Below are 22,110 nucleotides of genomic sequence, written 5' to 3' on the forward strand. Positions count from 1 at the left end.
GTGATGGACCCCGATCATGCCGTGCCGCCGCCGGAACACAATCCCGGCGGCGGCGGTGTGTCAGGCCGCCAGGGCGACCTCGTCGGCTTCGTAGCCCGGCGTGGCCAGCAGCGGCGCGTCGCGCACCTCGACGATGCGGGCGCGGTCGAAGCCGTTGAACGCCGTGCGCAGGCAGGCGCCATAGGCGCCGAGCTGGCCGATCTCGATCCAGTCGCCCTCGCGCATATCCGCGGGCAGCAGGAACGGCCCGCGCATGCGGTCGGCACTGTCGCAGGTCGGGCCGAACAGCTCGAAGCCGACCTTGTCCGCCACCGCCGCGCCATCCGGCCGGATCAGCCGCACCGGGAAACGAAACCCCGGCGCGCCGGCATCGGACAGGCTGCCATAGACGCCGTCGTTCACGTACAGCGCGTCGCCGCGGCGGAGCTGCACCTGCACCACCACCGAGGTGCCGGCGGCCACCAGCGCGCGGCCCGGCTCAGCCCACAGGCGGGTGCCGACGGGCAGGCCGAGCGCGTCGAACGCCGCTCCGATCTCCGCAAGATACGCACCCAGCGACGGCGGCGTGATGTCCGGGTAGCTGACCGGGAAGCCGCCGCCGACATCGACCACCTCCACCGGCACGCCGGCGAGGCGGATCGCAGCACCCACCCGTTGCAGCGCCTGGCGATAGGCCACCGGGTCCAGGCATTGCGAGCCGACATGGAACGACACGCCGAGCCGTGCGGCATGCGGCCGCGCAGCGCGCAGCAGGGCCGCCGCTTCCTCCAGCGACGCGCCGAACTTGCCGGACAGGTCGTACATTGCCCCGCCGGCCGGCAGTGCCAAGCGGACGACCAGGCCGAGATCGGTGCCGCCGGTTTCCGCCAGGATCTTCGCCAGTTCGTCGGCGCTGTCGAGCACGAAGTCGCGCACGCCGTGGCACGCATAGGCATCGCGAATCGCCGGGCGCGCCTTCACCGGATGCATGAAATGGATGCCGGCATCGGGGAACATCTGCCGCACCAGCGCCACTTCGCCGGCCGACGCACAGTCGAAATGCCGCACCCCACCCTCCCACAACGCACGCAGCACGGCGGGCTCCGGGTTGCACTTCACCGCATACAGCACGTCGCCGGGGAAGGCCGCGACGAAACGCGCCGCCGCCGCCGCGACGGTGGCCGGGCGCAGGCAATGCATGGGCTCGGCGGGCCGCTCGACGGCCACGAGCGCATCGACCGTCGGCAGCGCGGCGGCGACCTCGAGCGCTCGACGGAGGGGAGAAACGGCGGCACGTGAACGAAGCTGGCTCATCGTGGGATCCTCGCGGGGTCTGGGCATGCGCACGGGCGCATCGGGGCGGACCTTGCACGCCTGCCGGATCGGCAGCGCGTGGGGGGCCTGGACATGACAAACGGGGCCGGGGCGCTGGCGCGCCGCGGGGCCGGTCTCAGTGCGTGCGAGGTCTGGACATCGCCGCTTCGCCAACATCAAACATATCCGTTCCCTTTGGGGGATACCGGCCCACGACTGGCCGGCTCGACCGAAAAGGACGCGTTACGTCGTTGCTGTGCCCGCTTGCGGGCTCGCGGCACGTGCGATTGCGTCAGCGAAACCGGGCTGCGTATCCGTGCAATCCGGGCGGCGGGTTCTAGCGGCAATTACGGCCAGGAGTACTGCAAAGCACCCCGGCCTGATCCGCCGGCACGGCATGGCGGGTTCACCTACCGACCAGAGCGAGATACTCCCATGCCACGGTGGCCGCAGCCAGCGCGGTGATCTCGGCCACATCGTGGGCAGGCGCCACCTCTACCACATCCATGCCGACAAAATCGAGCCCGCCCAGGCGGCGCAGAATCGCCTGCGCCTGCCAACTCGCCAACCCGCCGATCTCCGGCGTGCCGGTGCCGGGCGCGAACGCCGGGTCAAGCGCATCGATGTCGAAGCTCAGATAGGCGGGGCCGCCGCCGATGACGTCGCGGATGCGCGCGGCGGTGGCGGCGGCGCCGGCACCGTGCACCGCCTCGGCCTCCAGGATCGTAACGCCCTGCCCCACGGTCCAGTCCCACACCGCGCGCTGCACCGGCGAGCGGATGCCGACCTGGATCATCCGCCGCGGATCGACCAGGCCCTCGTTCAGCGCGTGGAAGAACACCGAGCCATGGCCGAGGGCCTGGCCGAAACTGTCCGGCCAGGTGTCCACATGCGCGTCGAAATGCACGAGCCCGACGGGCCGGCCCAGCCGCAGGGCAAGCGCGCGCAGCAGCGGCAGCGTGATGCCGTGCTCGCCGCCCAGCGCCAGCAGATGGCCCATCCCCGCCGCCTGCCGCTCGATCAGATCCAGGCTCGCGCGGATATCGCCGAGCGCGATGGCGAAATCGCCGATATCGGCGAGGTCGAGGGCAGCCGGTTCGATCCAGGCGCGCGGGTGGTCGCCGTCCACCAGCATGCGGCTGGCCGCACGGATCGCCTGCGGACCGGACCGCGCGCCGGCACGGTTGGTGGTGCCGACATCCAGCGGCACGCCGGCGACCACGAAGCGGGCGTCGCGATGGCGCCGGCTCACACCGAGGAAGCTGGGCGGGATGGCGAAAGTGGGCGTGCCGGCCATGGGGGCTTCCCTGTGCTGCGCGAAGGCAGCCCGCGTACGCAGGCCCGGCCGGCGCGTCAACCGCGCATGGCTCGCTGTGCAGAAGCGGCCGCGCCGTGGCATCCTGCGCCCGACAGCCGAGAGGGACGTGCAATGCGGGCGATATTCGTGATGATCAAGTGCGAGATGGGCCACTCCTACAAAGTGGCGCAGCTCGCCGCCGACACGATCGAGGAGTTGTCGGAGCTGCACTCCACCTCCGGCCAGTACGACCTGCTCGGCAAGTTCTACCTGGAGTCCGACCAGGACACCGGCCTGTTCGTCACCGAGAAGCTGCAGACGATCCCGGGCGTGAAGGACACCTACACGCTGATCACCTTCAACGCCTTCGTCAGCTCGCGCGGCTGAGCCGGGCAATCAGGGCGTGATGCCCGCGGCGCTCAGGCCCGCCGCACGTCGTAGAATTGCGGGAAGCCGATGCGCATGCCCGTGAACGCCTTGTTCCAGGCGCCGGGCTGATAGTACACGCCCAGCGGAATGAACGGCACGTCCTGCCAGACCTGAAGCTGGATCCGCTCGCAGACCTGCTTCTGCGCCGCCAGGTCGGGCGCGGCGAACCAGGCGTTGCGCAGCTCTTCCAGCTTCGGCATGTCGGGCCAACCGAACCAGGCATCCTTGCCGTTGCCACGGATGCCCAGCTGCCCGGCCGGATCGAAATTGTTGGTGCCGTTCAGGTAGGTGAAGAACACGTTCCACCCGCCCTTGTCCGGCGGCTGCCGGCTGGCGCGGCGCTGCACCACCGTGCCCCAGTCGATGGCCTGGAAATCGACGTTCATGCCCACGCGCTTCAGCACGTCGGCCGCCACCAGCGCCAGCGCGTTGGTGCCGGGATAGTCCGAGGCGCCCAGCAGCACCACCGGCTCGCCCTTGTAGCCGGCGGCGATCAGGTCGCGCCTGACCTTGTCGAGGTCGCGCTTCCCGCTCAGCACCTCGATTCCGGCCTCATTGGCCATCGGCGTGCCCGGGCTGAACACGCCCACGCGGTCCTTCCACAGCTCCGGGTCCGGCCCCGCGACCGCGGTCATGAAATCCGCCTGGTCGATCGCCCCCAGCAGCGCCCTGCGGATGGCCGGGTTGTCGAAGGGCGGATAGAGGAAGTTGAAGCGCATCACGCCGATGCCGCCGGCGGGATCGACGTTCTGGATGACGATCCTGCCGCCCCGGCGCAGCATATCCAGCAGATCGGGCGTGGGCGTCTGCCACCAGTCCACCTCGCCGTTGCGCAGCGCGCTCGCGGCGGTGGAGGAGTCGGGGATCGTGATCCACTCGATGCGGTCGAAATGCACCCGCTTCGGCCCCGCGGTGAAGGTGGCGGGCCCGTCGGCGCGGGGCACGTAGCCGTCGAACCGCTCATAGACCACGCGCGAGCCGGGCACGCGCTCGTCCGCCTTGAAGCGGAACGGGCCGCTGCCGACCATCTCCGTCACGTGCTTGTTCGGATCGGTCTTCGCCAGCCGCTCCGGCATGATGCAGGGCATCGGCGTGCCGGTCTTGCCCAGCGCGTTCGGCAGCAGCGGGAACGGGCGCTTCAGGCGGAACCGGAACGCCTTGTCATCGACCGCCGACAGCTCGTCGGTCGCGTCCATCAGCGCCTGCCCGAACGCGTCGCGGGCGGCGAAGCGGCGGATGCTCGCCACCGCATCCACCGCGCGCACCGGCTCGCCGTCGTGGAATTTCAGCCCGTCGCGCAGCGTGATCGTCCACTGCCTGCCGTCGTTCTCGATGACATGCCCGGCCACCATCTGCGGCCGCATGACGTAGTCCGCATCCTGGCCATACAGCGTGTCGAACACGAGGTAGCCGTGGTTGCGCGCATTCGTTGCCGTGGTCCAGACCGGGTCCAGCACCGGCAGGTCGCCCTCGGGGATGAATTTCAGCACGTTCGCCCCCGCGCCCCGGGCGAGGCTAGGCGCCGCCAGGACGGCAGCGGTGGCCTGGAGGAACGTGCGTCGTTTCATGCCGGGGCGTCCTGTGCGAGAGGAGACGCCCCAGCATAGGCGATTCAGCCGAAGCCGAGGAACCCCGGCATTCCGCTGATCGGGGATGCGGCCTTGAGCTTCGCGATATCCGGCACCGGCCGCGCCGTGCGCGGATCGCCCGCCAGCAGCCGCTCCAATTCGGCCGCCACCGACAGCACGAACGCGTCGCCGCCGCGCGGGCCCACGATCTGCAGGCCGAACGGCATGCCGTTGCGATCCAAACCCACCGGCAGGCTCACCGCCGGATGCCCGGCCAGCGTCACCGCATAGGCCAGCGACAGCCAGTGGAAATAGGTGCGCGTCGGCTTGCCGTCGATCTCCGCGGGATACAGCTCGGTCCAGGGCCGCGGGCTGATGGTGATGGACGGGGTGATGACCACGTCATGCGTGGCGAAGAAATCCTGCCAGCGCCGGTACAGCGCGGTCTGCAGCACGCATCCGCGCGCCACGTCCGCGGCCGTGTATTTCAGCCCCTCCTCCACGTTCGCGCGCACGTTCGGGCCCACGTCCTGTGGCCGCGTGCGCACCCGCTCCAGATGCGAGGCCAGGAAGTTCGTGGCGCGCAGGATCTCGAACGCCTCGTCGGCCCCGGCGCAGTCGGGCGTCGTGTCTTCGGCGCGGCCGAACACATGGCGGAACAGGCCGGTCTTCTCGGCGAACACCTCGGCGATGTGGCGCTCGGTCGGTGCGAAGCCGAAATCCGGCGTCAGCGCCACGCGCAGCCGCGACAGGTCCACCTGCGCTGGCGGATGGAAGTCGCCGGGCCTGCGGATCTGCTGGCCGTGCACCGTGGTGGCCAGCGGGTCGCGGCTGTCGTCGGACACCATGGCCGACAGCAGCAGGCACGTATCCGGCACCGTGCGCGCCATCGGCCCCTGCACGCTCAGCCCGGACCAGCCGAGGCCGCGGGTTTCGCTGGGCACCAGCCCCGGCGTCGGGCGGAAGCCGACGATGCCGCAGAACGCTGCCGGGTTGCGCAACGATCCGCCCATGTCGCTGCCGCTGGCGATCGGCACCATGTTGGTGGCCAGCACCACCGCCGACCCGCCGGACGACCCGGCCGCCGACCTGGTGGTATCGAACGGGTTGCCGGTCGCGCCATACACGGCGTTGCGCGTATTGGCCCCTGCTCCCCATTCCGGCGTGTTGGTCTTGCCCACCACGATCGCGCCCGCGGCGCGGAGGTTGGCCACCATGGCCTCGTCCTGATCCGGCACATGGTCAGCGAAGATCGGGCTGCCCCAGGTGGTGCGCAGGCCCTTGGTGGCGGTGAGGTCCTTGATGCCGATGGGCAGGCCATGCAACGCCGGCAACTCGTCGCCGCGCATCACCGCGGCCTCCGCCTGCTTCGCCGCCGCACGCGCCGCGGCATCGTCGCGGGCCACCATCGCATTCACCGCGGGATCGACCGCGTCGATGCGGGCAATGCAGCTTTCCAGCAATTCCACGGGCGACAGCTGCTTCCGGCCGATCAGGGCGCGCGCTTCCAGCGCGGTCAGATCGCAAGGCTCGGTCATTTGGATTCCTCCCTTGGTGACAGGAAGGCCAGGGCTCTGCCCTGGACCCGCCAAAGGCCGGGGGCCTTTGGAAACCCATCACTCTCTCAGCCGTGGCTCCTGCCTTCAGGTGATACCAACCGAAGGCCGCTGATGCAGCCGAGAGCGTCCGGGATTGCAAAGGCTCCGCCTTTGCCAGGGTCCAGGGGCAGCGCCCCTGGCCTTGTCTTTCAGTACCCCAGCGCCAACCCATCCTTGCGCGGATCGGACCCACCAACCAGCACGCCGCGCTTGCGGTCGATGAAGATCGCCTGGCCGCCGCCATGCGGCTTGTCGACGTGCTCGACGGCGTGGCCCATCCGGTTCAACCGGTCGATCACGTCGGCGGGGATGCCGCGTTCGGCCTGTACCTTGCCCTTGAACGGGAAGATGCGGGCGAGGTCGATGGCCTCCTGGATATCCAGGCCGTAGTCGAAATGGTTGGTCAGGAACAGGGAGTGGCCCATCGGCTGGAAGTGCCCGCCCATCACGCCGTAGGGCATCACCGCTTCGCCGTCCTGCGTCACCATGCCCGGGATGATCGTGTGCATCGGCCGCTTGTTCGGCGCGATGCAGTTCGGATGGCCGCGCTCCAGCCGGAAGCCGAAGCCGCGGTTCTGCAGCATCACGCCGGACTTCTCGGCGAGGATGCCGGAGCCGAAGCCCTCGAACAGCGAGTTGATGAAGCTGCAGGCGTTGCCGTCGCGATCGACGACGCAGAGATAGACGGTGTCGGCATGCACGGGCAACGCGCTCTCGCCGGCCGCCGGCATGTGCTTCATCGCCGCATCGTCGCGGATCATGCGACGCAGCTCTTCGAGATAGGAGCGGTCGAGCAGCTTGCCCACGGGCACTTCGACCTGGCCGGGATCGGCCAGGAAGGCGTCGCGGTCGCGGAAGGCCAAGCGGCAGGCCTCGATATGCCGGTGCAGGCGTGTGGTGCCCAACGCACCGTCCGGTGCCGGGCCGTAGCCCTCCAGCATGCCGAGGATCATCAGCACCAGCAGGCCCTGGCCGTTGGGCGGGCACTGCCAGACCTGACGGCCCTGCCAGTCGATGGTGATCGGATCGACGAACTGGGCAGCGGTGCGGCCGGCGGCGAAATCGGCCTCGGTATGCAGCCCGCCGCGCGCGCGCAGGGCGGCAACCATATCGGCGGCGATCGGGCCTTCGTAGAACGCCTTCGAGCCGTGCTTCGCGATCGCCTTCAGCGTGGCCGCCAGCTCGGCCTGCACGAACATGTCGCCCATCTTCGGCGCGCCGCCATTGGGCAGGAACTTGTGGGTGCCGTTCTTCTGCAGCTTCGGGATCGCGCCGATCCAGTCATTGGCGACGCGCGAATGGATGGGATGGCCCTGCTCGGCATAGGCGATGGCCGGCTGCAGCAGCTCGTCGAGTCCCTTGGTGCCGTGCGCGGCCAGCAGCGTCTCCCAGGCCGAGATCGCGCCGGGGACCGTCACCGCGTGCGCCGACGTGTTCTCGAGTGCCGCGATGCCGTGCTTCTCGTACCAGTCGATCGTGGCCGCCGCGGGGGCGCGGCCCGAGCCGTTCAGCGCCACGACCTTCTTCTGCCCGGCGGGTGCGTACAGGCAGAAGCAGTCGCCGCCGATGCCGGTCGAGGCCGGCTCGACCACGCACAGCACGGCGACGGCAGCCACCGCCGCGTCCAGGGCGTTACCGCCGGCGCGCAGCACGTCGAGGGCCGCCAGCGTGGCCGCGGGCATGGAGGTTGCGGCCATGCCGTGCGTGGCAAGCACGGGGCTTCGGCCCGGGAAGTGGAAATCGCGCAAGGGTCGTCTCCTGTTCGAGTCAGCCTGATGGTCTGTGTTGATGCGGTCTATTGGGCAGTCCAGCCGCCGTCCACCCGCAGCGATGTGCCGGTGACCATTGCGGCGGCGGACGAGGCCAGGAACACCACCGCGCCGGCGACATCCTGCACCTCGCCGCCGCGGCCGAGCGGGATGCGCGACAGCACGTCGGTTGCAAAGGCAGGGTCGTCGAGGAAAGGGCGGGTCAGCTCGGTGGCGATGAAAGTGGGGGCAACGGCGTTCACCCGGATGCCGTAGGGCGCCAGCTCCAGCGCCATCGCCTTGGTGAAGCCCTCGACCGCATGCTTGGTGCCGCAATAGGCAACGCGGCGCGGGCCGCCGACATGGCCCATCTGCGAGGACATGTTGATGATGCTGCCGCGGGTCTCGGTCTCGACCATGCGTCGCGCCACGGCCTGCGCCACCACGAAGGCCGCGCGCACGTTCACCTCGAACAGCAGGTCGAAGGTGGCGAGGTCGATGTCCAGGAAGGGTTGCAGCCGGTTGATGCCGGCATTGTTGAACAGGATGTCGAACGGAGCGGCCCGGGCGGTCGCCGCCTGTACTTCGGCGGCGTCGGTCACGTCCAGCCCCAGGCTCTCGGCGGCGAGCCCCCTCGCCGTCAGCCCGGCCACCGCCGCATCCAGCAGCGCCGTCCGCCGCGCCGCGAGCACAACATGCGCGCCGGCCTCCGCCATCGCCTGCGCCGCGGCCAGCCCGATTCCTGCGCTGGCACCGGTGACCAGTGCGCGCATCCCGTCAAGCCGGAAATCCATTCCCGCCCCTCCCACCCGGACGCTGGCACCTGTCCCCCCCATTGGCAACCGGCTGCCGAGCGGGGATCATATGGGTTCAATGCATGACGGACAGGCCGGTGGCAACGATTGAGGATTTCGACGGGCTGGACATACGGGTGGGCACGATCGTCGACGTGCAGACCTTCCCGGAAGCGCGAAAGCCGGCCTTCAAGCTGTGGATCGATTTCGGGGACGCAATCGGGATCAAACGCTCGTCCGCGCAGATCACCGTGCATTACAAGCTGGACCAGCTGATCGGCCGGCAGGTGCTGGCCGTGGTGAACTTCCCGCCGCGCCAGATCGGCCCTTTCCTCAGCGAGGTGCTGACCCTGGGCGTGCCGGACGAGGACGGCGCGGTCGTGCTGCTGCGGCCCGACTTCAAGGTGCCCGACGGCGGGCGCATGTTCTGATGGCCGCACATTATTACACCGTCACCTGGGACCAGCTGCACCGCGACGCCCGCGCCCTGGCTTGGCGGCTGATCACGCGAGGACCGTTCCGCGGCGTGGTCGCGATCACCCGCGGCGGGCTGATTCCCGCGGCCATCATCGCCCGCGAGCTGGACATCCGCCTGGTCGAGAGCGTCTCGGTGGTCACCTACGACGAGGAGGACAAGGGCCAGCCGGTCGTCACCAAGCACCCGGCCGCCGCCGGGGACGGCACCGGCTTCCTGATCGTGGACGACCTGGTGGACACCGGCTCCACGGCGCGGGTGGTGCGCGGCCTGCTGCCGAAGGCGCATTTCGCCGCCGTCTACGCCAAACCGGCCGGCAAGGTACTGGTGGACAGCTTCGTCACCGAAGTGAGCCAGGACACCTGGATCCTGTTCCCCTGGGACACCGAGCCGCAGTTCTCGGTGCCGCTGGCCAAACGGGAGCGGAGCGCCTAGTGCCCTGCCCCCGAAGTTCGCCGCGTCTTGCGGCGGACGCCGGGGTCAGCAGGCCACTGAAAACAAAGGGCTCGTGTCCCGAATCTGAAGTTCGCCACCTGTGCGAACTTCAGATTCGGGACACCGGCGCCAGGCAGGCCCTCAAGGCTGCCGGAAGGCTCAGTTGACCGTGAGCCGGCTGCCCCGCACGCAGAAATGTCTGCACCAAATCAAGGGAATGTGCCAAAGATTGCACAGCAACCGCCGCGTTCGCCCGGTATGGCTGCGCCGGAGATGCGCGACACGGCCCAGAACGGGAGCGTGTTCATGCCTGGCAGGAAAACGCTGTTCACCGGACTGATGGCGGTCGGGCTGGCCTATGCCTCTGCCCCGTACGTGACGATGTGGCGGCTCTACCAGGCCCTGCATGAGCAGGACGCCGCCACCCTGTCCGAGATCGTCGACTGGGACGCGGTTCGCCAGGGCCTCAAGAACGATATCGCCGAGGGCATCATCGGCATGCCCGCCCAGGAGATGGAGTCCAGCAACAGCCTGCCGCCGTTCGGGTCGAGCTTCCTCAACGGCATTGCCGGCAGCCTGGTGGACCAGGAGATCACGCCGCAACGCGTGGTGCTGGTGGTGCATTCCATGCAGACCGACGAGGCGGTGCCAGCCAGTTCCGAATGGGCCGCGATCTTCGATCTCGGCTGCATCGAGCGGGCCTTCTTCGACAGCCCGACCAGCTTCACCCTGCGCGTGCGGACGGCCGGGCAGGAACCCGACGAGCCGCCGTTGCGCGTGCGGCTTGAGCTGCGCGGCCCGTCCTGGCGCCATGGCCTGTCGTGGAAGCTGGTGCGCGCCTGGGTGCCGCAGGACCTGATGGACCGGGCGAATCTGCGGACCTGACTACCCCTCCGCCAGCGGCTCGCGGGCGGCGCGCACGCGGTCGACGCGGCGCCCGTCCATCTGCGCCACCTCGAACAGCCAGCCGCCGAACACGATCCGGTCGCCGGCATGCGGCACCCGGCGCAGCAGCGCCAGGATCAGCCCGCCGAGCGTGTGATAACTGCCCTCGGCCGGCAGGTCGGGCAGATTGAGCCGCGCCTTCAGCTCGTCCACGGGCATCGAGCCGTCGAGCTGCAGGGTGCCCTCCACTTCCTCCACCCCCTCGCCGTCCTTGGGCTCCGCGCTCTCGGCATCGCCCACGATCGCCTGCAATACGTCAGCAGCGGTGACCACGCCTTCGAAGCTGCCGTACTCGTCCAGCACGAGGGCAAGGCCGAGCGGGTCGGATTTCATCCGCTCCAGCGCATCGAGGGCGGTGACGGTATCGGGAATCACGATCGGCTGGCGCAGCGCGGCGCCGATCGACAGGTCCTTGCCGTCCAGGATCAGGTCCAGGATGTCCTTGGCCTGCACCACGCCCACGACGTTGTCGATGGAACCGTCGCACACCACGAAGCGCGAGTGCGGCGCCGATTTCAACGTCTGGGCGATGTCCCGCGGCGGGTCGGTGCGGTCGATCCAGGCGATTTCCGTGCGCGGCGTCATGATCGCGCGCACCGGCTTGTCCGCGAGCCGGAGCACGCGCTCGATCATGTCGCGCTCCTCGCTCTCCAGCACGCCGGTCTCTTCGCCCTCGGCGAGCAGCGCCTTCAGCTCCTCCTCCGTCACCGTCTGCGGTGCGGCCCGGTGCGCGCCGAACAGCCGCAACACCAGCGCCGAGGAGGCGCTGAGCACCCACACCATCGGCAGCGTGATCCGCGCCAGCGCGGCCAGCGGCCGGGCGACGGCCGCAGCCACCCGCTCCGGGTGGCGCAGGGCCAGTTGCTTCGGCACCAGCTCGCCCACCACCAGGGTCAGGTAGGTGATGAGCACCACCACGATCGCCAGCGACAAAGTCCCCGCAAACGGGCGCAGGAAGGCCACCTGCTCCAGCATCGGGGTGATGACGGCCGCGATATGCGCGCCGCCGAACACGCCGGCGAGGATGCTGACCAGGGTGATGCCGACCTGCACCGCCGGCAGGAAGCGCTGCGGGTCCTCCGCCAGCAGCCGCGCCAGGGTCGCCCCCGGAACGCCCTTGCGTTCGAGCACCGCGAGCCGCGCACGGTTCGAGGAGACCAGCGCCAGTTCGCTCATCGCGAACACCCCGTTGAGGATGATCAGCACCAGCAATACGGCAATGTCCAAGGCGATACCCATGCGTCCGTCCCGGCAGTCGATTCGGCCGCCCACGCGGCAACCCGCCCCCTCCAGACGCCACGAGCGGCATCCGGGGCAACCGGCAAGATAGCGGCCTTGGGCCCGATAGGCACGCGCGCCACCTCGGCGCGCCAGCCGATGCGTGGCGGGAATAAGTGCCGTGCGGGTGTAACGCTTGCGGACGCCGCCGGTCGCACAGCAAAACGCGGAACGATCCCGGCGCGGCAGATCGCGGTGCGCCTGGCCGATGCCTTCCTTCCGACATAGTGCCGCCAGCGCGATGCCATGGCGTGCAGGCATTCAACAGGCTGACGCGGACCCGCCGCACCGTTCGGGATAACGACCATGACACGCACTGTTCCCGCTGACGCCGCCATCCGGCCGGTCGCCACAACCGATGCGCCCGCCGATGCGCCCTCGGCCGGCCGCGCCTCGGCCTTCCTGCACCCCGCCACGCTGCTGGCGGTGCTGCTGTGCGCCTGCCTCGCGATGCTGGCCTGGGCCGGCGTCAACCGCCCGGCCGCCGTGCCCGATTTCCACGGGCGCGTCGCCGGCCTCGCCTTCTCCCCGTTCCAGCGCGGCCAGAGCCCGGAGGATGGCAGCTTTCCCACGACCGAGGAGATCCGCCGCGATCTCGCGACCGCGGCTGGGATCACCGACCGGATCCGCACCTACACGGTGCAGGGGCGGATGGCGGACATCCCGCGACTCGCGGCGGGGATGAATTTGCACGTCACGCTGGGCGCCTGGCTGTCGCGCGATGCCGCGGCCAACCGGCAGGAACTCGACCGGCTGATCGAGACCGCCCGCGGGGCGCACAATGTCGAGCGCGCGATGGTCGGCAACGAGACGGTGCTGCGCGGCGACCTCACCGTCGGCGAGCTCGTCAACTACCTCAACCAGGCGCGGCAATCTCTTGATATTCCAGTATCTACTGCCGAGCCCTGGCATGTCTGGTTGAAGCATCCCGAGCTGGCTCAGGCGGTCGACTTCATCACCATCCATCTGCTGCCCTATTGGGAAGGCCTGCCCGTCGACGACGCGCAGCGGTTCCTGCTGGAGAAGCTCGCGGCGGTGCACGCGGCCTTCCCCGGCAAGCGCATCGTCATCGGCGAGGTCGGCTGGCCGTCGGACGGCGTGGCGCAGGGGGCGGCGCATGCCAGCCGGGTGAACCAGGCGCTGTTCCTGCGCCGCTTCTTCGCCGACGCGCAGGCCCACGGCCTCGACTATTTCGTCATGGAGGCGTTCGACCAGCCCTGGAAGACCAGCTTCGAGGGCCGTGCCGCCGGCTACTGGGGGATGCTGGACCTGGACCGGCAGGCCAAGTGGGCGATGGTCGGACCGGTTGAGGAAACCCCCTCCTGGCCGCTCTGGGCCGCGCCGAGCGCCGGGCTCGCCGCGGTGATCGCCTGGCTGCTGCTGTCGCGTCGGCCCGATATCCGCCTGCCCGGCAAGCTGCTGCTGGCGGGACTGGCCCAGGGCTTCGCCGCCACCCTCGCCTGCGTGCTGCTGGCCATGGCCGGCAAGTACCTGTCGGCGTGGGCCGGCGTCGTCTGGGGCCTGCTCGCCGCCGGGCAGGCGCTGCTGCTGGTGCTGCTGCTGGCCGACAGCTTCGAACTGGCGGAGACCATCTGGGGCCGCGTCTGGCGCCGCCGCCCGGCCATCCTGCCGGCGCCCATGGACGCGCCCCTGCCCAAGGTCTCCATCCACGTGCCCATCTGCAACGAGCCGCCGCACATGGTCCGCCGCACGCTGGATGCGCTCGCCGAGCTCGACTACCCGGATTTCGAGGTGCTGGTGGTGGACAACAACACCACCGACCCCGGTCTGTGGGAGCCGGTGGCCGAGCACTGCTCCCGCCTGGGGCCACGGTTCCGCTTCTTCACGCTGGGACGCTGGCCGGGCTTCAAGGCGGGGGCGCTGAACTTCGCCCTGCGTGAGACCGCCGCGGACGCGGACGTGGTGGCAGTGCTGGACAGCGACTATGCGGTGTCGCCGGACTGGCTGCGCTGCATGGTGCCGCAGTTCGCCAATCCCGCGGTGGGCTTCGTGCAGTCTCCGCAGGATTATCGCGACAGCGGAGAAACCTTCTTCAAGCGTTTGATGTTCTGGGAATATGCCGGGTTCTTCCACCTTGGCATGGTCACCCGCAACGAGCGCAACGCCATCATCCAGCACGGCACCATGACGCTGATCCGCAAGCAGGCGCTGGTGGCGCTGGACGGCTGGGCGGAGTGGTGCATCTGCGAGGATGCCGAACTCGGCCTGCGGCTGTTCCGCCAGGGCTGGCAGGCGGTCTATTCCAGCCGCAGCTTCGGCCGCGGCGTGATGCCCGACGATTTCGCCGCCTATCGCAAGCAGCGGTTCCGCTGGGCCTACGGCGCCATGCAGATCTGCCGCCGGCATTGGGCGGCACTGCTGAACCCGTTCAACCGTGACCTGACGCTGGGCCAGCGCTGGCATTTCGTGACCGGCTGGCTGCCCTGGGTGGGCGATGCGCTGGGGCTGGTGTTCCTGCTGCTCGGCCTTGGCTGGTCGGTGGGGCTGATCCTGGCGCCGCAACGCTTCGAGTTCCCGATCGTGCTGTTCATGCTGCCGTCGGTGGGGCTGTTCGTGTTCAAGCTGGTACAGATACTTATGCTGTATCGCAATCGTGTTCCCTGCGGCCTGGCCGACCGGGCCGGGGCCGCCGTCGCCGGGCTCGCTTTGTCGCATGCCATCGGCAAGGCGGTGTGGAAGGGCCTGGTGGTCCGCAGCGCGCCGTTCCTGCGCACGCCGAAGATGAAGGACGCGCCCGCCCTGGTGCAGGGGCTGGTCATGGCGCGCGAGGAAGCGGTTCTGCTGCTGCTGACGTTGGCGGCCCTGGTTGGCGTGGCCGTCGCGCACCGCTTCGCCACCTGGGAGGCGGTGCTGTGGAGCCTGGTGCTGCTGACACAGGCGCTGCCCTATGCCGCCTCGGTGTTCGTCTCGATCGCGGCCAGCCGGCCGGCCCGGCGCCTGGTGCCGGCGTTGCGCCCGGCCGCTTCCCCGCAACCGGCGCTGCCTCAGGGCGCGGAATGGTCGCATAGCGCCGCCGGCGATTGAGTTTCTTTGACGCGGGCGCGCGGCCGGTCCCCTCGCCCGGGGCCGGCCGAGCGTCTATACAAACCGGATGCAACTGCGCCTGCCCCCTTTCGCGCTGGTCCTCGGGATTGCCGGGCTGATTCCTTTCATCGTCTGCGGCATCGTGGCGCTGTCGGTGCCGGACGAGCGGGCAGCGCAGTACCTGACGGCGCTGATGGCCTATGGCGCGGTGGTACTGGCCTTTCTCGGCGGTGTACATTGGGGCTTCGTGCTGGGGTCGCCGGAGGACCGCAGCGTCCGTCCGCGTCTGGCGCTGGGCGTCGTGCCGTCGCTGATCGGCTGGCTCGCGCTGCTGTCGCCGCTGGCGGTGCCGGCGGAATTCGGGCTGGCGCTGCTGATTCTGGGCTATGTCGGCACCGTGTTGGGCGAGGCGCGGCTCTACCGGCAGGGGCTGGTGCCGTCCGGCTATATGTGGATGCGCTGGGGGCTGAGCCTGGTCGTGGTGGCGACGCTGGTGACGGTCCTGACCTTGCGGCTGCTCGGCGCGAAAATCATTTTTTAACTTTCTGCTCTATTTTTGCGCGTTTCCATGTTTTGTTAACGAACCCTCAAGGGTTGGAGCAGAACCATGGACGAGCGCCGCTCTGCCGAGATCATCGCCTTCCCGCAGCGTGTGCCGGTGCTGTCCGAGGATCCGCGCACGCGCCTGCAGCAGGCCCTGGCCGCGTTGGACACGGCCCTGGCGGCACAACGGACGGCGGTGGCGACGTGGCGCGGCGCCATCGGCGCGTTGCAGGACTCGATGCAGGGCCTGGGAGGCTCGCTGCGCGGCTACCAGAAGCAGCTGGGCGCGCTGGACAGCCGGGTCGGCACGCTGAACAGTGCCGCGAAGCGCCTGGAAGCCTGGGCGGGCAATGCGGCGGGCGACACCCTCCCGCGGGGCTGACGCGCCTCGGCAAACTCGCTGTCCCGCGGCTTGTGTGCCATATGTCGGCCGTCGGCATGCCGACTGGGCCGCTTACCGGCCGTGAATGACCTGCGCCGGAGTTGCCGCCGATGCCTTTGCTGCGTCTGAAACGGCGCTTTCCCGTGCTCGGCCGCATCCGCCGCCGGCTTCGCGCCTTGCCGGTCCTGAATGGCGGGCGCCACATGCTGGTTTCCACCTGCACCCTGTTCTTCTCCTATTTCCGCCTGCACGTTGCAATCGACACCGCCGCCGTGTTCGGCCCGCGCGTCCTGCTGTCGCGCGCGGAACCCTCGGCCCGGGTGCTGTTCGGCGGGGCCGCGCCGATGCAGAAGGCCGCATGCCGCAAGCTGCCGGGCGGCGGCTACGACATCTTCGTGGAGGCGCTGGTTGACCCCGCGCGCTTCCCCGGCGACGGGGTGCTGGAGCTGACGCTGGGGAGCCGGATGGTGCAGACCCCGGTTACCGAGCTGCTGCGGCTGGCGGCGGCCGAGCACATGCACTCGCTGTTCCCCGCGTTCAAGCAGCACATCGCCGGCTGGATCGCGGTGCACGGATCGGCGCGGCCGACCCTGCTGGACATCGGCGGACGCGCGCGCAGCCAGGTTCAGCGCAGCGAGCATTATCCGGAATGCGATGTCACCACCTTCGACATCGTGCCCGCCCCCGGCGTGGACGTGGTCGGCGACGCGCACGCGCTGAGCCGCCATTTCCCGCCGGAGCGTTTCGATTTCGCCCAGAGCATTTCGGTGTTCGAGCACCTGGCGATGCCCTGGAAGGTGGCGGTGGAGATGAACCGGGTTCTGAAGCCCGGCGGCATGGCGCTGATCTTCAGCCACCAGACAATCGGCATGCACGACGTGCCCTGGGATTTCTTCCGTTTCTCCGATGAAAGCTGGAACGGCCTGTTCAACCGCCGAACCGGCTTCGAGATCGTGCGGACCGACCTGTCCAGCCTGATGCACATCATCCCGCGCGCCTGGAGCGAGCATTACCGGCAAGCGGAGAACACCGGCGGCTATGAGGCTTCGGCGGTGATCGTGCGCAAGATCGGCGCGGCGACGGTGGACTGGGACGTGCAGGTGCCGGAGATCCTGCAGACCGCCTATCCGCGCACAACCGCGGGCCCGGGGGGCTGACCCTTTCCCCGGTTGCGGCCGCCGTGCCAGTCTCGTACCAGCGGCCATGAAGAATGACCGCTGGTATGAGTCGTTATTTTGCGCGCCGCCGCCCACCAACCCGGCGCGCGATACCAACGGCCCTTGACGATGGAAGGGTCATCGGCAAGGGCCGTTGGTATCAGACGCCAAGGAGACGCCGATGAACGACAATACCCTGATCGCGCAGCTGCGCGGCGCCCGTGTGGTGCCGGTGGTGCGCACCAGCTCCGCCAGCATCGCCGCGACCGGCGTGAAGTGGCTGCACGATGCCGGGCTGCGCGTGTTCGAGATCACCATGACCATTCCGGACGCGCCGGCGCTGATCCGCGAGCTTGCCGGCGATGCGAACCTGCTGGTGGGCGCGGGCACCGTGCCGGACGTGCGCACCGCGCGCGCCTGCCTGGACGCGGGCGCCCGCTTCATCGTCGCGCCCTGGGTGGACCCCGCGCTCGCCGAGCCCTGCCAGGATGCCGGCGCGGTGCTGATGTTGGGTGCGCTGACACCCTCCGAAGTGCGCGCGGCCCTGCATGCCGGGGCCGACGTGGTGAAGGTCTTCCCCGCCGCCTCGGCCGGCGGGCCTGGCCATGTGAAGGCGCTGGCGAGCGTGTTCCCCGGCGTCGCCTTCTGCCCCACCGGCGGGGTGGAGCCGGGCAACGTCGCCGCCTATCTCGCTGCCGGCGCCGCCTTCGTGGGCATGGGCGGGGCGCTGGTGGACGAAAAGCGCATTGCCGCCGGCGACCGCGCGGCGATCACGGCGGCCGCTCAGGCGATCCTGTCGTGACCGTCGACCTCGTGTGCATGGGCGAGCCGATGCTGGAGTTCAACCAGCAGCCGGCGACGCCGGATGGGCGGCGGCTGTACCTGGAAGGCCCTGGCGGCGACAGCTCCAACGCCGCCGTGGCCGCGGCGCGGCAGGGTGCGCGCGTGGCCTACGTGACCGCGCTGGGCCGCGATCCCGCGGGCGACCGGTTCATCGAGCTGTGGCAGGCCGAGGGCGTGGACAGCTCCGCCGTGCTGCGCTCCGCCGAGCGGCCGACCGCGGTGTATTTCGTGACGCATGGCCGCAACGGCCATGAATTCCTCTATTACCGCCGCGACTCCGCCGCCGCCGCGATCGGTCCCGCCGACGTGCCGGAGGCGGTGATCGCGCGGGCGAAGATCTTCTTTGCCTCCGGCATCAGCCAGGGCATTTCCGCCAGCGCGGCGGATGCGGTGTTCCACGCCATCGCCGTGGCGCGGCGCAACGGCGTGCGCGTGGCCTATGACACCAACTATCGCCGGCGGCTGTGGCCGCCGGCGCGCGCGGCCGCAGTGATCCATGCCGCGGTGGCGCAGGCCGATATCGCGCTGCCCAGCCTGGAGGACGCGCAGACCCTGACCGGGCTGCAGGACGCCGATGCCATCGCCGATTTCTATCTGCGCCTGGGCCCCACGATCGTGGCGCTGAAGATGGGCGCCGCCGGCGCCCTGTTGGCGACGCCGGACGGGCGCGTGCGCATTCCGCCGTTTCCCTGCACGCCCATCGACGGCACCGGCGCGGGCGACACGTTCTGCGGCAGCTTCCTGGCCCGCCTGATCGCCGGCGACGCGCCCGAGCCCGCGGCCCGCTACGCCGCCGCCGCGGCGGCGCTGAAGACCCAGGGTTATGGCGCGGTGACGCCGATCCCGCGCGCGGCCGACGTGCGGGCCGCCCTGGGCGGCTGAACCGATGCTGACCACCGCACGCCTGGTGCTGCGCCACTGGCGCGAGGACGATCTGGATGCGGTGGCGGCCATGACCGCCGACCCGGTGGTGATGCGCTACTTCCTGCACGCGCGCAGCCGCGCCCAGTCCGACGCCTGGGTCGCGGGCGTGCGGGCGCATTTCGACCGCACCGGCTTCGGCATCTGGGCGGTGGAGGCGCCGGGCGTGGCGGCGTTCATCGGCTTCGTCGGGCTCAGCCAGGTGCCTGCGGACATGCCCAGTGCGCCCTCCGTCGAGGCGGTCTGGACCCTGGACCGCCCGTACTGGAATCGCGGTTATGCCAGCGAAGCCGCTCGGGCGGCGATGGCGGACGGCTTCACCCGGCTGGGACTGGACGAGATCGTGGCCTTCACCACCGTGGTCAACACGCCGTCGCGCGCGGTGATGGAACGCCTGGGCATGGTGCGCGACCCCACCGAGGATTTCGACCACCCGCGCGTGCCGGCGGGGCACCGGCTGGCCCGCCACGTGCTGTATCGGAAAAAGCGCGACGCCTGATCCGACTCGCCTGCGCCCGACTGAGAAGAAGGGAAGTGGACACGGAGAATACAGAGGACCACAGAGGGCACGGAGAAGGATTGCTTGCGCGCGCAGCGCGCCATTTCATCTGCTGCCACGGCGTACGATGCCGCCTTCGCTCCGCACCCCTCCGTGTCCTCCGCGGTCCTCTGTGTTCTCCGTGTCCCCTTCCCTTTATCGCTGCGCCCCTCAACTCACCGCGCGGTTGTCCATCGGCCGCAGCCGCAGCCCCTTGCGCAAGTTCTTGAACGGCAGCCCCGCCGGATCGGCCACGACCGGGCCGGGCGCCTCCGCCACGATCACCGCCTCGGAGATCGGCTGGAAGTCGGCGCGGAAATGCACGGACGATTTCAGCACCAGGATTTTGCACGCGCCCGGCTCGATGCCGACATGACGCACCAGCGCCTGGTCCAGCGCCTGCATCTTGCGGGTCACCACGATCACGCGGATGTCCGGCGCCACCTCGATCAATGCGCTGGGGCCGAGATCGGCGGGATTGCCTTTGGCCATCGGGCCGGTGCCGACGAACTTGCCGTCGGTCAGCTTCAGCACGGTGGCGGTCACTTGCAGCGGCGCGCCATCGGACTTGCCGCCCAGCATCAGCGCAATGCGTGCACCCTCGCCGGCGCGATGGCAGGCGGCGGCGCTCTCGTCGTCGTTGATCAGCGCCATCACCGCGCCCTTCGCACCCTGGCGCACCAGCTCGGCCAGCAGGCCGGTGGTGTCGCCGTGGCCGCCGCCGCCCGGGTTGTCCTGGGTGTCGGCGATCACCACCGGCTTCGCGGCGGTGGCGGCGATGCGGATCGCCTCGGCCACCGCCTGCGCGGCGGGGACCACGTTCAGGCGGAACGTGGCCTCGCGTGCGTCGATGAAGGCCAGGAAGGCATCGGCGGCGGCATCGGCCTTGTCCTGGGTGTCGGCATAGACGGCAAGCGCCGCGCCGCAATCGGCGAAATCGGCGTAGGGGAAGCCGAAGCAGAAGGCGAGCTCGGCGACGCCGCTGCGGGCGGCCAGCGCCGCGCGCTCCTCCATCACCGGCAGCATCGGCTCCACCAGCGTGCATTGCGTCGTCAGCGGCAGGAAGAAGTTCACCTGCCGGAACGCCCGCGCCAAAGGCGTGCCGCGCCGGATGCGCTCGATCAGCAGCGCCATGGCCTGGCTGCCCGCCGCGGTCATGTCCACGTGCGGATAAGTGCGGAACGGCACCAGCACGTCGACGAGATCGACCATGCGCCGGGTGAGGTTGCAGTGCGGATCGAGGCTGATGGTCAGCGGAATGGCGCCGACGATGGCGCGCACGCGGCGCAGCAGCTCGCCTTCCATGTCCGGGAAACTGTCGGCGACGGCGGCACCGTGCAGGTCCAGGTAGACGCCGTCCAGCGGGCCAGCGTCGAGCGCCTTGGACAGTTCGGCGCAGATCAGCGCGGAGATGCGCTCGAAGGCTTCGTCCTGCACCGGGCCGGCGGGATTGGCGAAACCCCAGGCCAGCGGGACGAGATCGGCCCCGGCCGCGGCACCCGCGGTGATGGCGCCGGCCAGCGGCACGCTGGTGCCGCGCACGGCGTCGAACAGGCCGGCGCCGGCGGTCAGCTTCGGGAAGCCGCCGGGCTGCACGAAGTCGACGTAGCGCGTGGGGCGCGGGGCGAAGGAGTGGCTTTCGTGCATGAAGCCACCGACGGCGATGCGCATGAACTGTCCTCGTGGAATGCTGCGTTCACGCCAGCATACGCTGCATCAGCACGAGGTCGAGCCACCGGTCGAATTTCCGCCCGACCTGCAGCAGTCTTCCGGTCTCGACGAAGCCGAGGCCGGCGTGGAGCCGCAAGGATGCGGTGTTGCTGGCCTCGACTCCGGCGATCATGACGTGCTTGCCTTGCGCCGCCGCGCGCGACAGCAGGGCGGCGACGAGCGCGCGGCCGAGACCGCGGCCGCGCGCCGATTCGGCGATGTAGATCGAGCTTTCCACGGTGTGCAGATAGCCGTCCGAGGGGCGAAACGGCCCGTAGCTGGCGAAGCCCAGCACCGTATCGCCTTCAGCGGCCACCAGGACCGGGAAGCCGCCGGCGACACGTTCCGTCCACCACGCCGTGCGCACCTCGAGCGTGGTGGGGGCGTAGGTCCAGATCGCAGTCGTGTTCGCGATCGCATCGTTGGTGATGGCGAGGATGGCTGGCAGGTCGGCTTCGGCGGCGTCGCGGATCATGGCATGGCTCCTGGCAGGCATCATGGCGGGGCGACCATGAATCCACGACCGGTCTGTCGTGGCCATGCTGCGCTGTCGGCGCCAGGCGGATGGACAACCCCCCTGCCCCTTCCTAGCGTGACAGCCACGAAGACGGAGATGACCGCATGAAAGCCTTCTGGAACCCGGTGCAGGCACGTCACGCGCCGCAATTCTTCCTGCAGCGCGGCACGGTGAAGCGCAATTTCGAGGTTCCCGCCCGCGCCGAGGCGCTGCTGGCGGCCTGCCGGGACATGCGGATGGACGTGACGGCCCCGCCGGCGGCCGACCGGCTGGCGCTGGGGGCGGTGCATCCCGCCGACTACCTGGATTTCCTGCGCGACGGCCCGGCCGCCTGGGAGGCGCTGCCGGAGAAAGGGCCCGAACTCGTGCCCAACATCCACCCGAGCCCGGAAATGCTGGCCAACGGCGCGCGCCCGTCCGGCACCATCGTGGGCCAGGTGGGCTGGTACACCGCCGACACCTCCTGCCCCATCGCCGCGGCCACCTGGCCGGCGGCCGAGGCCGCGGCCGCCGGCGCCATCGCCGCCGCCGACGAGGCCGCGGCGGGGCGGCACGCCTATGCGCTGGCCCGGCCGCCCGGACACCACGCCTAGG

General features: G+C 69.9%; 21 protein-coding genes. 12 read left to right on the top strand and 9 right to left on the bottom strand.

What is annotated here, in order from left to right:
- Window positions 1-60: 60 nt before the first annotated feature.
- Both OL599_RS14460 and speB read right to left on the bottom strand, forming a co-directional pair.
- On the bottom strand, window positions 61-1,293 hold the full coding sequence (locus OL599_RS14460; protein WP_264714501.1) for a type III PLP-dependent enzyme: 1,233 nt from the start codon (window positions 1,291-1,293) through the stop codon (window positions 61-63).
- Between the two features lie 406 nt (window positions 1,294-1,699).
- On the bottom strand, window positions 1,700-2,590 hold the full coding sequence (speB, locus tag OL599_RS14465) for an agmatinase (RefSeq protein WP_264714502.1): 891 nt from the start codon (window positions 2,588-2,590) through the stop codon (window positions 1,700-1,702).
- A gap of 150 nt (window positions 2,591-2,740) precedes the next feature.
- Between speB and OL599_RS14470 the strand changes: the two genes are divergently transcribed.
- The gene (locus OL599_RS14470) at window positions 2,741-2,977 is read left to right on the top strand and encodes an Lrp/AsnC ligand binding domain-containing protein (protein ID WP_456306703.1); all 237 of its coding nucleotides are present in this window, start codon (window positions 2,741-2,743) and stop codon (window positions 2,975-2,977) included.
- A 32-nt stretch (window positions 2,978-3,009) separates the two neighbouring features.
- On the opposite strand, the gene OL599_RS14475 is transcribed toward OL599_RS14470, so the two are convergent.
- The 4 genes from OL599_RS14475 to OL599_RS14490 form a co-directional block, all read right to left on the bottom strand.
- The gene (locus OL599_RS14475; protein ID WP_264714504.1) at window positions 3,010-4,587 is read right to left on the bottom strand and encodes an ABC transporter substrate-binding protein; all 1,578 of its coding nucleotides are present in this window, start codon (window positions 4,585-4,587) and stop codon (window positions 3,010-3,012) included.
- 44 nt (window positions 4,588-4,631) lie between these two features.
- Entirely contained in the window at window positions 4,632-6,125 is a 1,494-nt protein-coding gene (locus OL599_RS14480) for an amidase (protein ID WP_264714505.1), read from the bottom strand.
- Between the two features lie 209 nt (window positions 6,126-6,334).
- On the bottom strand, window positions 6,335-7,882 hold the full coding sequence (gene ggt, locus OL599_RS14485; RefSeq protein WP_456306704.1) for a gamma-glutamyltransferase: 1,548 nt from the start codon (window positions 7,880-7,882) through the stop codon (window positions 6,335-6,337).
- Between the two features lie 98 nt (window positions 7,883-7,980).
- Entirely contained in the window at window positions 7,981-8,727 is a 747-nt protein-coding gene (locus tag OL599_RS14490) for an SDR family NAD(P)-dependent oxidoreductase (RefSeq protein ID WP_264714507.1), read from the bottom strand.
- 83 nt (window positions 8,728-8,810) lie between these two features.
- On the opposite strand from OL599_RS14490, the gene OL599_RS14495 reads away from it, so the two are divergent.
- From OL599_RS14495 to OL599_RS14505, 3 genes are all read left to right on the top strand, one after another.
- A complete protein-coding gene (locus tag OL599_RS14495) occupies window positions 8,811-9,158 on the top strand; it encodes a tRNA-binding protein (protein WP_264714508.1) in 348 nt (115 codons plus the stop codon).
- Window positions 9,158-9,637: a xanthine phosphoribosyltransferase gene (gpt, locus tag OL599_RS14500; RefSeq protein WP_264714509.1), complete on the top strand. Its 480-nt coding sequence runs from the start codon at window positions 9,158-9,160 to the stop codon at window positions 9,635-9,637. The genes OL599_RS14495 and gpt overlap by 1 nt, the downstream gene beginning before the upstream one ends.
- A 306-nt stretch (window positions 9,638-9,943) precedes the next feature.
- Complete coding sequence (locus OL599_RS14505) at window positions 9,944-10,522, top strand: DUF2939 domain-containing protein (RefSeq protein WP_264714510.1); 579 nt, start codon at window positions 9,944-9,946, stop codon at window positions 10,520-10,522.
- Here OL599_RS14505 and OL599_RS14510 read toward each other — a convergent pair whose 3' ends face one another.
- The gene (locus tag OL599_RS14510) at window positions 10,523-11,821 is read right to left on the bottom strand and encodes a hemolysin family protein (protein ID WP_264714511.1); all 1,299 of its coding nucleotides are present in this window, start codon (window positions 11,819-11,821) and stop codon (window positions 10,523-10,525) included.
- 345 nt (window positions 11,822-12,166) lie between these two features.
- Here OL599_RS14510 and OL599_RS14515 point away from each other — a divergent pair, with 345 nt between their 5' ends.
- From OL599_RS14515 to OL599_RS14545, 7 genes are all read left to right on the top strand, one after another.
- Window positions 12,167-14,905, top strand: a complete 2,739-nt coding sequence (locus OL599_RS14515) for a glycosyltransferase (protein ID WP_264714512.1) — start codon at window positions 12,167-12,169, stop codon at window positions 14,903-14,905.
- A 67-nt stretch (window positions 14,906-14,972) separates the two neighbouring features.
- Window positions 14,973-15,446 (top strand): DUF3429 domain-containing protein, encoded by a 474-nt coding sequence (locus OL599_RS14520; RefSeq protein ID WP_264714513.1) that lies wholly within the window; start codon window positions 14,973-14,975, stop codon window positions 15,444-15,446.
- Between the two features lie 66 nt (window positions 15,447-15,512).
- Window positions 15,513-15,830 (top strand): hypothetical protein, encoded by a 318-nt coding sequence (locus tag OL599_RS14525; protein WP_264714514.1) that lies wholly within the window; start codon window positions 15,513-15,515, stop codon window positions 15,828-15,830.
- A gap of 110 nt (window positions 15,831-15,940) precedes the next feature.
- Window positions 15,941-16,987 carry a class I SAM-dependent methyltransferase gene (locus OL599_RS14530; protein WP_264714515.1) on the top strand — a complete coding sequence of 349 codons (1,047 nt, stop codon included), beginning with the start codon at window positions 15,941-15,943 and terminating at the stop codon, window positions 16,985-16,987.
- Window positions 16,988-17,168: 181 nt separating this feature from the next.
- Window positions 17,169-17,789, top strand: coding sequence for a bifunctional 4-hydroxy-2-oxoglutarate aldolase/2-dehydro-3-deoxy-phosphogluconate aldolase (locus OL599_RS14535; protein WP_264714516.1), 621 nt, complete (start codon window positions 17,169-17,171; stop codon window positions 17,787-17,789).
- Window positions 17,786-18,712: a sugar kinase gene (locus OL599_RS14540; RefSeq protein WP_264714517.1), complete on the top strand. Its 927-nt coding sequence runs from the start codon at window positions 17,786-17,788 to the stop codon at window positions 18,710-18,712. The genes OL599_RS14535 and OL599_RS14540 overlap by 4 nt, the downstream gene beginning before the upstream one ends.
- 4 nt (window positions 18,713-18,716) lie before the next feature.
- Window positions 18,717-19,250, top strand: a complete 534-nt coding sequence (locus tag OL599_RS14545; protein WP_264714519.1) for a GNAT family N-acetyltransferase — start codon at window positions 18,717-18,719, stop codon at window positions 19,248-19,250.
- 210 nt (window positions 19,251-19,460) lie between these two features.
- Here OL599_RS14545 and OL599_RS14550 read toward each other — a convergent pair whose 3' ends face one another.
- A complete protein-coding gene (locus OL599_RS14550) occupies window positions 19,461-20,960 on the bottom strand; it encodes a M81 family metallopeptidase (protein ID WP_264714520.1) in 1,500 nt (499 codons plus the stop codon).
- Between the two features lie 25 nt (window positions 20,961-20,985).
- Complete coding sequence (locus tag OL599_RS14555) at window positions 20,986-21,474, bottom strand: GNAT family N-acetyltransferase (RefSeq protein ID WP_264714521.1); 489 nt, start codon at window positions 21,472-21,474, stop codon at window positions 20,986-20,988.
- Between the two features lie 146 nt (window positions 21,475-21,620).
- Here OL599_RS14555 and OL599_RS14560 point away from each other — a divergent pair, with 146 nt between their 5' ends.
- A complete protein-coding gene (locus tag OL599_RS14560) occupies window positions 21,621-22,109 on the top strand; it encodes an arginase family protein (protein ID WP_264714522.1) in 489 nt (162 codons plus the stop codon).
- Window position 22,110: the final 1 nt, after the last annotated feature.

Source organism: Limobrevibacterium gyesilva (assembly GCF_025989185.1).
Lineage (GTDB): Bacteria > Pseudomonadota > Alphaproteobacteria > Acetobacterales > Acetobacteraceae > Limobrevibacterium > Limobrevibacterium gyesilva.

Excerpts from the sequence above, each read along its gene's own strand:
- OL599_RS14460 (WP_264714501.1), bottom strand. The coding sequence starts at position 1,293 with ATGAGCCAGCTTCGTTCACGTGCCGCCGTTTCTCCCCTCCGTCGAGCG.
- speB (WP_264714502.1), bottom strand. The coding sequence starts at position 2,590 with ATGGCCGGCACGCCCACTTTCGCCATCCCGCCCAGCTTCCTCGGTGTG.
- OL599_RS14470 (WP_456306703.1), top strand. The coding sequence starts at position 2,741 with ATGATCAAGTGCGAGATGGGCCACTCCTACAAAGTGGCGCAGCTCGCC.
- OL599_RS14475 (WP_264714504.1), bottom strand. The coding sequence starts at position 4,587 with ATGAAACGACGCACGTTCCTCCAGGCCACCGCTGCCGTCCTGGCGGCG.
- OL599_RS14480 (WP_264714505.1), bottom strand. The coding sequence starts at position 6,125 with ATGACCGAGCCTTGCGATCTGACCGCGCTGGAAGCGCGCGCCCTGATC.
- ggt (WP_456306704.1), bottom strand. The coding sequence starts at position 7,882 with ATGGCCGCAACCTCCATGCCCGCGGCCACGCTGGCGGCCCTCGACGTG.
- OL599_RS14490 (WP_264714507.1), bottom strand. The coding sequence starts at position 8,727 with ATGGATTTCCGGCTTGACGGGATGCGCGCACTGGTCACCGGTGCCAGC.
- OL599_RS14495 (WP_264714508.1), top strand. The coding sequence starts at position 8,811 with ATGACGGACAGGCCGGTGGCAACGATTGAGGATTTCGACGGGCTGGAC.
- gpt (WP_264714509.1), top strand. The coding sequence starts at position 9,158 with ATGGCCGCACATTATTACACCGTCACCTGGGACCAGCTGCACCGCGAC.
- OL599_RS14505 (WP_264714510.1), top strand. The coding sequence starts at position 9,944 with ATGCCTGGCAGGAAAACGCTGTTCACCGGACTGATGGCGGTCGGGCTG.
- OL599_RS14510 (WP_264714511.1), bottom strand. The coding sequence starts at position 11,821 with ATGGGTATCGCCTTGGACATTGCCGTATTGCTGGTGCTGATCATCCTC.
- OL599_RS14515 (WP_264714512.1), top strand. The coding sequence starts at position 12,167 with ATGACACGCACTGTTCCCGCTGACGCCGCCATCCGGCCGGTCGCCACA.
- OL599_RS14520 (WP_264714513.1), top strand. The coding sequence starts at position 14,973 with ATGCAACTGCGCCTGCCCCCTTTCGCGCTGGTCCTCGGGATTGCCGGG.
- OL599_RS14525 (WP_264714514.1), top strand. The coding sequence starts at position 15,513 with ATGGACGAGCGCCGCTCTGCCGAGATCATCGCCTTCCCGCAGCGTGTG.
- OL599_RS14530 (WP_264714515.1), top strand. The coding sequence starts at position 15,941 with ATGCCTTTGCTGCGTCTGAAACGGCGCTTTCCCGTGCTCGGCCGCATC.
- OL599_RS14535 (WP_264714516.1), top strand. The coding sequence starts at position 17,169 with ATGAACGACAATACCCTGATCGCGCAGCTGCGCGGCGCCCGTGTGGTG.
- OL599_RS14545 (WP_264714519.1), top strand. The coding sequence starts at position 18,717 with ATGCTGACCACCGCACGCCTGGTGCTGCGCCACTGGCGCGAGGACGAT.
- OL599_RS14550 (WP_264714520.1), bottom strand. The coding sequence starts at position 20,960 with ATGCGCATCGCCGTCGGTGGCTTCATGCACGAAAGCCACTCCTTCGCC.
- OL599_RS14555 (WP_264714521.1), bottom strand. The coding sequence starts at position 21,474 with ATGATCCGCGACGCCGCCGAAGCCGACCTGCCAGCCATCCTCGCCATC.
- OL599_RS14560 (WP_264714522.1), top strand. The coding sequence starts at position 21,621 with ATGAAAGCCTTCTGGAACCCGGTGCAGGCACGTCACGCGCCGCAATTC.